Annotated in this window: 10 protein-coding genes and 1 pseudogene; 8 read left to right on the top strand and 3 right to left on the bottom strand. The window is 34.3% G+C overall.

The genetic code is table 11. From position 1 onward, the window contains the following. Nucleotides 1-95: 95 nt before the first annotated feature. Nucleotides 96-254, top strand: coding sequence for a hypothetical protein (locus SGJ10_14700; GenBank protein MDZ4759373.1), 159 nt, complete (start codon nt 96-98; stop codon nt 252-254). Between the two features lie 41 nt (nt 255-295). Here the strand turns inward: SGJ10_14700 and SGJ10_14705 are convergent, their stop codons facing one another. Then, on the bottom strand, nt 296-508 hold the full coding sequence (locus tag SGJ10_14705) for a hypothetical protein (GenBank protein ID MDZ4759374.1): 213 nt from the start codon (nt 506-508) through the stop codon (nt 296-298). 370 nt (nt 509-878) lie between these two features. Between SGJ10_14705 and SGJ10_14710 the strand changes: the two are divergent. From SGJ10_14710 to SGJ10_14740, 7 genes and pseudogenes are all read left to right on the top strand, one after another. Beyond that, nucleotides 879-989, top strand: a pseudogene (locus SGJ10_14710) (transcriptional regulator). A 132-nt stretch (nt 990-1,121) separates the two neighbouring features. Then, on the top strand, nt 1,122-1,352 hold the full coding sequence (locus tag SGJ10_14715; GenBank protein MDZ4759375.1) for a hypothetical protein: 231 nt from the start codon (nt 1,122-1,124) through the stop codon (nt 1,350-1,352). Beyond that, complete coding sequence (locus SGJ10_14720) at nt 1,342-1,677, top strand: type II toxin-antitoxin system PemK/MazF family toxin (GenBank protein ID MDZ4759376.1); 336 nt, start codon at nt 1,342-1,344, stop codon at nt 1,675-1,677. The genes SGJ10_14715 and SGJ10_14720 overlap by 11 nt, the downstream gene beginning before the upstream one ends. A 30-nt stretch (nt 1,678-1,707) precedes the next feature. Next, a complete protein-coding gene (locus SGJ10_14725; protein MDZ4759377.1) occupies nt 1,708-1,842 on the top strand; it encodes a hypothetical protein in 135 nt (44 codons plus the stop codon). Nucleotides 1,843-1,912: 70 nt separating this feature from the next. Beyond that, nucleotides 1,913-2,161, top strand: a complete 249-nt coding sequence (locus SGJ10_14730; GenBank protein MDZ4759378.1) for a type II toxin-antitoxin system Phd/YefM family antitoxin — start codon at nt 1,913-1,915, stop codon at nt 2,159-2,161. A 2-nt stretch (nt 2,162-2,163) separates the two neighbouring features. Then, entirely contained in the window at nt 2,164-2,421 is a 258-nt protein-coding gene (locus tag SGJ10_14735) for a Txe/YoeB family addiction module toxin (GenBank protein ID MDZ4759379.1), read from the top strand. A gap of 84 nt (nt 2,422-2,505) precedes the next feature. Further along, complete coding sequence (locus SGJ10_14740) at nt 2,506-2,811, top strand: DUF3467 domain-containing protein (GenBank protein MDZ4759380.1); 306 nt, start codon at nt 2,506-2,508, stop codon at nt 2,809-2,811. Nucleotides 2,812-2,990: 179 nt separating this feature from the next. Here the strand turns inward: SGJ10_14740 and SGJ10_14745 are convergent, their stop codons facing one another. Together SGJ10_14745 and SGJ10_14750 are read right to left on the bottom strand one after the other, a co-directional pair. Next, entirely contained in the window at nt 2,991-3,869 is an 879-nt protein-coding gene (locus SGJ10_14745) for a class I SAM-dependent methyltransferase (protein ID MDZ4759381.1), read from the bottom strand. 79 nt (nt 3,870-3,948) lie between these two features. Then, a complete protein-coding gene (locus SGJ10_14750; protein MDZ4759382.1) occupies nt 3,949-5,712 on the bottom strand; it encodes a M23 family metallopeptidase in 1,764 nt (587 codons plus the stop codon). Nucleotides 5,713-6,091 lie beyond the last annotated feature (379 nt).

Consider the following 6,091-nt stretch of genomic DNA (forward strand, 5'->3'; position numbering starts at 1 on the left):
CGATAGTTATCGGAGTTCGCGGCGAGCGATACTACAATAAAATAAAGTGTCCGTTATAATTTGGCTTTTCTTATTTGAATTATGAAAGAGGTCTATTGAAAAAGCTTTATCCTGATGAATGGATATTGCTTGGCAACCCTGAAACAAATGATACATCTGTTTTAGGAGGAATTGCTCTATACCATAGCAAAGATAAAAAAGAAGTATGTTATATTGGAAGAGATAAATTCAATAAGATACAACGCCCTCGATAACAATAGTTAGAACCAGCATAAAATTGATTATAATTTTTTGTTTACTTTTTATTTCTATTGATAGCAACTATTACAATACCCGCAACGATTAAAATTCCTCCTATAATAGGAGACCATGCCACAGGGTGATTTTCTTTTTGATTTATTTGTATGACACCTGCATCAACCACATTTTTTTCGGTTACAAAATTGAATCCTGTTATAAACAACATCGCTACGCCAACGATAATGACTACTATTCCTAAGATTTTCATAATTTAGTATTTTTAATGAATTATTAAATGCAAAAATGGAGGCCCTTAATCAAATAGATATTACACAACTTCATTTATTAGTTATATGATTCACTGATTTTAAAAAAAAGATACTGCCAATTCTAATCGCAACTATACCAAGTTTAGCAGATTAATTTATACCAATTCTTAAACTATAATAGTTCTCCGCCTGTGGCGGATTTAGTTTTTAGAATGTTATACCAATTCTTAACCAAAAATAGTCTTTGGACTATTTTTGGTTAAGAATTGGTAATGCCGAACTACATCCCGAAAGCCCCGCTTAATCTCGATAATTATCGGGATGCGGGGGGATTAGTCCCTTCCTTTTGGACTATTATATATTGAGTGTCGGTATTATATATCAAGACTTGAAAATGGAAAATGTGATATTCAACTTTCAACCCTATATCGAATTTTTGAACTTGGACTAGGGAAAAGAATAAACATATTATTCGGATAATTTAGGTAAAAAAAAAGCCTGACTATACGACATTATGCTAGTCAGGTGAAACACCTGACTACACAATCCAATAATAAAAAATAATTCTTGCGGTATATACTAATAAGGTATACCTTTGTAAAAACATTTCAAATGAAAACTTTATCATTAAAACTTGATGACCAAATTTTTGACGATGCGGAGGAGATGACTTCAAAGTTAAAACTTGCAAGAAATCGTTACATAAACGAGGCTGTGAAAGTATATAATCTCTTTAATAAAAGACGTCTTCTTAAAACGCAACTTTCGAAAGAGTCTGTTCTAACTAGTAATGATTCCATGGAAATTTTGCGTGAATTTGAAAAGTTGATTGATGGAGATTAATCAATTTGATATTTGGCTTGCAGACTTGAATCCCACAAAAGGAACAGAACCTGGCAAAACTAGACCTGTTGTTATTATTCAGACAAATCTGTTAAATGACGCTCATCCATCTACAGTAATTTGCCCAATAACTTTTAAAGTAAAGAGTGAAATATTGTTATTAAGGGTTCATTTAAAAAAAGACCAACTTGACAAACCAAGTGATATTTTGGTGGACCAAATTAGAGCAATAGATAATAAACGATTGATTAAAAAGCTTGGTAAATTAACCAAAGATCAAATTCTGGTTCTGAAAGCAAATATTAGAATTGTACTTGACATATAGAAACGCAGTAAATCCAAAAATTTGTAGCTCATGCCAGTAGAAAATAAGGCTCAATTTTCACCATTATTGAGCCGCATGAAGAATACTTGTGAGCTTAAAAATATTAATATGCGAGATAGTGGTGAGACGGAGATCGAAATGAAAAGGATTTTGTTTTGTTATTGACGCTTGAGAAATAAAATTTTGATTTGGTAAAATTAGAACTTATTTTTGTACCTAAACATGTACATAATTTATGCTCACCACAACCATATCTGATTTTAGAAAAGACATTAAAAAATACTTTGATCGCGTTTCAAAAAACTTTGAAACCCTTATTATCAATAGAGGAAAGGACAATGGTATCGTTATTATTTCTTTGGGGGAGTATAATTCGTTATTGGCAACAAATCATGAATTGTCTTCTAAAATAAATGAACAAAGACTTGATTCAGCTATTGAAAAACTTTCAAAAGGGAAATCTAAAGAAAGAAAACTCATTTGAGAATGAAGTATATCTTTGTTGATGAGTCGTGGGAAGATTATTTATATTGGCAAAAAACAGATAAAAAAATGCTGTCCCGCATCAATGATCTTTTAATAGATATTTCGAGAAATCCATTTTCAGGAATTGGAAAACCAGAACCATTAAAACACAAATACAAAGGATTTTGGTCACAACGAATAGATGATGAACATCGATTAATATACAAAGTAAAAGAAGAGGAAATCTTAATTGCAAAATGTAGATTTCACTATGATTAATTTAACGTACAATGTTCACATAGCTGCTCTCTATTAGCCAAATCTTTCCCTAAATTTACCAAACCTATATATTACTTTTGCAGTATGGAAAATCAACAACAACAATTAGACATAGAATTAAATGAAGATGTGGCCGAAGGTATTTATTCAAACCTTGCCATTATTTCACACAGCAATACCGAATTTGTGGTAGACTTTGTACGCATTATGCCAGGTGTGCCTAAGGCTCGTGTAAAATCGAGAATTGTATTAACACCTCAACATGCCAAAAGATTATTGGTAGCTTTGCAAGACAATATTCAAAAATTCGAAGATGGGTTTGGTGAGATTGAAAGCACTGAGATGCCCCCGTTCCCAATGAATTTTGGCGGGCCAACTGCTCAAGCGTAAAGTATAATGGTTGGTGGCCCCGAACATATTCGGGGAAGCATGGACAAGCGAAATCAGGCGTCAGCGTGATGCTGTCCGCGATATTTATCGGGATTGTTTCAGCATTTTATTGAGACCCTGAATCCCGATAAGTCAGGATCAGGGAGGCGTGTACAAAAGAAGTATCAGAATGATTTAAACTATTTACTTTCCAATCTTCCTACAACTCCCAGCGGTAACTTATATCCCGTTTTGCTTTGTAAGCAAATTTCTCCTGTTTCGCGGCCTTGGTGTTTGGGAAAATGCGATTGTAATAAATTCTCAACCACCAAACTTGAAAAGCCCAACGAATAACAATTCAATATATAACAATAATTGGTAGGGTGAAGCAATTGAGCAGTTTCATATATAAGCTCATTTATATTTTCTTCTAATTTCCACCGTTCCCCATTGGCACCAATGCCATAGGCTGGTGGGTCGAGAGCGATACCATTATATTTTTTACCACGCTTTACTTCGCGTTTCACGAATTTGAGAGCATCTTCAATTACCCAACGCACATTATCAAGTTTACTTAGTTCCATATTTTGTCGAGCCCAACTTACTACTTGTTTTACGGAATCGCAATGTATCACATCGGCTCCTGCGGCTTTGGCAGCAATAGATGCACCACCTGTATAGGCAAATAAATTTAAGAAAGACGCCTGCTCTTTGCTTTGGTGTTTTGTATAAAAATTATATAAGAAATCCCAGTTCACAGCTTGCTCAGGAAATATTCCTACATGCTTGAATCCTGTCATGCTGAGACGGAAGGTTAAATCTAATCCTTTGTGTTTGTAATTCATATTCCAATGATCGGGAATTTGTTTAAACGTTTTCCACTCACCTGCATAACTGCCTTTTTGTATAAACTCGGCATGGGCTTGTTTACGCCACTCCTGGTGATTCATCACAGGTTCCCACACGGCTTGTGGCTCGGGACGCATGAGTATATAATTTCCAAATCGTTCGAGCTTGGAGAAATTACCACAATCTATCAGTTCATACTCTTTCCAATGTGCGGGTGTGTGAAGTACCATGGTGCAAAGGTAGGAAATTTATACATTAATTTGCGGTTGGCGATTCGCCGCAGCGAACCAAACCACAAGCATATCTGAACTAAAACTCTGTAATAGTTTGTTGTAATACTTCGCAATTGCCTTTGTGGTCGCAAACATATACTATAATATTATACTTTGCAGCTTTGATTAAATACGCATCTTTATCATATATTAATTTGCCTGCTTTTACATCATATTTTGCTAAAACCCATTTGCCATTAATAGATATGCTGTAACTTGCTATGCCTGATAAATCGTCGGCGATATTGTATATAATCTTATTATTTTTTGATTCTGAAAATTCTATATATGGTTTATTGATATCCGACACTATTTTATAAGTTCCAGTATGATATATAATGCCTGTAATTCTTTTCTCAATAATTTTAGTTTGTATTGGAACTGCGACCTTGTTTTTAGTAATTTCTGCTAACAAAAGTTTGCTTTTCGGAACATTAGAACCTATGCTGGGCAATGGTATACTAAAAGACGCTGGTTTGATAAATGAAATAGATTGTCCTTCGTTATTAGCAATTAAAATATTGCCAGACGAGTATAAAAATTTTCCTTCGTCAGCATACTTTAGATAAAAAGAAGCGGGGAAATCTAAGGAACCTGCATCTATTTTTAATACCGTAGTTTTAGCATTATCATATATTTCGGTAATTGAATCTGGAAAAACATTATAGTCTTCGCTAATACTTTTTTTCGCCTTTTCAACCCCCACTAGTTTTATATAGCCACTATACTCATTCCCTTTGGCATCAGAAACCACAATTTGTATAAACTGTCCCTCCCCTACTTTTATATTCATTTTTCCATTGCCTAAATTTCTATCATAAAACGGAGCAAAATTATTTTTATCAATACATAGTTTCTGCAAATATTTACCGCTGTCCCACAAATAAGTATTGTCCACATGGCGGTTTATATATTTATCGTGGTGGAAGCCGAAAGTCTTGAAATTACTGTGGTAGATGAGTTTCCCATTCTGATACAATTTCACATCTTGAGGCGATAATTTGTTTTCGTAAAAGAATTGTCGGTCAAATATTTCTGCTTCTAAATAGATTTCTCCTTCGGGAACATAATATAGGGTATACAAATGATTATTATATGTTTCTGTACCCGAAGCATTATCTTCATCCAACAATATTTTTTGATAATCATTAGTTACTATGTATATATTTTGGATAGCAGGCTTGGCAGTATCAGGTATATTTAAAAACAATTGCGGATTCACGAGCATATTACCCGCATCACGTACTTCAAAATGTAAATGAGGACCTGTGCTTCCGCCGCTATTTCCACTATAGGCTATAATATCTCCTTTTTTTACTTTCAATAAATTCTTTTGCGGAAAAACATCTAAAGAAAAACTTTGTCTTTTATAATGTTGTGCCAATATATATTTAAATATCGTTTCATCATATTTACTCAAATGTGCATATACCGTTACATAACCATTATAATGTGTAATAAACAAAGCATTCCCATATCCGTAAGGCGATATATTCACTCTTGATACATATCCATCTGCCACGGCTCTAATGGGCCAACCTTCGGTATTATTAGTAGGTAAATCTATTCCATAATGAAAATGTCCGCCACGCAAGGCACACATATTTCCGCTTAGGTATAAGGGGCTGTCTATGGGTGGCCGCATCCATGATTGAGCAGTTATAATATTTGAAAAAAGAATGAAAATATATAATATATAATACTTTTGTGTCCCCTTACGCGTCATTGCGAGGAGGCCGCCGACGTCACAATCCCGCATATTGTGTGCTCGGGTAGCTTTATATTTCTTTTGAAAATACATGGTACAATTATAATGCTTTTTTCTGTTATTGTATCCTCTTTAGAAACGTTTTTCTATATATCGCCCCAAAAGGGACTTTAGGTATCTAGTTCGGTTTTTTAGTTGCTAATAAGTCGTCCCTATCGGCAATGTCATTAAGTTAAGGAAAAGTGCGTTCCTACAGGACTTGTGCATGCTCAATTCTATTATTATACCAATTCTTAAACTAAAATAGTTCTCTGCCAGCGGCGGATTTGGTTTGTAGAATGGTAATGCCGAACTACAATAGACCTCTTTCATAATTCTAATAAATATAAAGGTTTGAAACACGAATTTTAAAACTTAGAATGCTGCCCTTTTTTATTTACAGCAGCCCGCTGCGGCGGGGTGGCAAAATAAC

The organism is Bacteroidota bacterium, from assembly GCA_034439655.1.
In the GTDB taxonomy this organism is placed as follows: domain Bacteria; phylum Bacteroidota; class Bacteroidia; order UKL13-3; family UKL13-3; genus CANJUD01.

What these genes read in the sequence shown, in the direction of transcription:
- SGJ10_14705 (MDZ4759374.1), bottom strand. Translation starts at nt 508, where the DNA reads ATGAAAATCTTAGGAATAGTAGTCATTATCGTTGGCGTAGCGATGTTG.
- SGJ10_14715 (MDZ4759375.1), top strand. Translation starts at nt 1,122, where the DNA reads ATGAAAACTTTATCATTAAAACTTGATGACCAAATTTTTGACGATGCG.
- SGJ10_14720 (MDZ4759376.1), top strand. Translation starts at nt 1,342, where the DNA reads ATGGAGATTAATCAATTTGATATTTGGCTTGCAGACTTGAATCCCACA.
- SGJ10_14725 (MDZ4759377.1), top strand. Translation starts at nt 1,708, where the DNA reads ATGCCAGTAGAAAATAAGGCTCAATTTTCACCATTATTGAGCCGCATG.
- SGJ10_14730 (MDZ4759378.1), top strand. Translation starts at nt 1,913, where the DNA reads ATGCTCACCACAACCATATCTGATTTTAGAAAAGACATTAAAAAATAC.
- SGJ10_14735 (MDZ4759379.1), top strand. Translation starts at nt 2,164, where the DNA reads ATGAAGTATATCTTTGTTGATGAGTCGTGGGAAGATTATTTATATTGG.
- SGJ10_14740 (MDZ4759380.1), top strand. Translation starts at nt 2,506, where the DNA reads ATGGAAAATCAACAACAACAATTAGACATAGAATTAAATGAAGATGTG.
- SGJ10_14745 (MDZ4759381.1), bottom strand. Translation starts at nt 3,869, where the DNA reads ATGGTACTTCACACACCCGCACATTGGAAAGAGTATGAACTGATAGAT.
- SGJ10_14750 (MDZ4759382.1), bottom strand. Translation starts at nt 5,712, where the DNA reads ATGTATTTTCAAAAGAAATATAAAGCTACCCGAGCACACAATATGCGG.